The organism is Bartonella sp. AP58NXGY, from assembly GCF_042195785.1.
GTDB lineage: Bacteria > Pseudomonadota > Alphaproteobacteria > Rhizobiales > Rhizobiaceae > Bartonella.
Map to the genome: position 1 here is coordinate 1 of NZ_JBHIOY010000230.1, position 739 is coordinate 739.

At 45.1% G+C, this 739-nt stretch carries 2 protein-coding genes; both read right to left on the reverse strand.

Translation table 11 applies throughout. The annotated features are described in order from the left end of the window. The coding region (locus ACFINC_RS10625) for a YmdB family metallophosphoesterase (protein WP_375617193.1) at window positions 1-224 on the reverse strand (224 nt) is incomplete at its 3' end. A gap of 18 nt (window positions 225-242) precedes the next feature. Then, the coding region (locus tag ACFINC_RS10630; protein ID WP_375617192.1) for a 5-formyltetrahydrofolate cyclo-ligase at window positions 243-739 on the reverse strand (497 nt) is incomplete at its 5' end.

The following is a 739-nucleotide window of genomic DNA, read 5'->3' on the forward strand; positions in this document are numbered from 1 at the left end:
GCTTCTTTGTGAGAAAAAGCATGGTTGCCGGTGGTGACAACATCAACACCCGCCATTAAAAGATCTTGATACGTCTCTTGCTTGAGACCAAAACCACCAGAGGCATTTTCACCATTCACGACAACAAAATCAAGCTGCCATTTCTCAATCAGTTGAGGAAGATGCTCAAAGACAACTTTACAGCCTGTATTCCCAACAATGTCACCCAAAAATAAAAACCGCATAGGCGTTTTAATCACATTTTAACATTTTAAGAAACCTTTTTCTGTAAAAATTCCCTGTACCTGGAGATCATGTTCGGCTGCGGGAATAGAGGAAACCTCCTGACACGAAAATCCTATGCCCCATAAGGTCATTTTATGGCCTTGTTTTTCAAGGGCTTCAACTGCACGGTCATAATAGCCACCTCCATAGCCAAGACGATGACAGTGATGATCAAACGCAGAAAGCGGAACAATAATCATATTGGGGATAACAACGGCATTGTCTTCCCCTGGACCCAAAGTGCCAAAACGCATGGGCTCGAGAATTGTGCTCGGTGAAAATGCTCGAAAAATCATGGTGGTGGAATCAAGCACGGCTGGTAAGGCTAGGCGTCCACCGCGTGATGCTATCGCTTCCAAGAGAGGGCGTGGGTCAATTTCCGATTTAATGGGCCAATAGCCTGCCAAAATGAGGCGTGAAAAATCGGTTCCTTTTTTTTCAAGGGTTTCAAGAAAGTGGTGACAAGCGCGCTGTG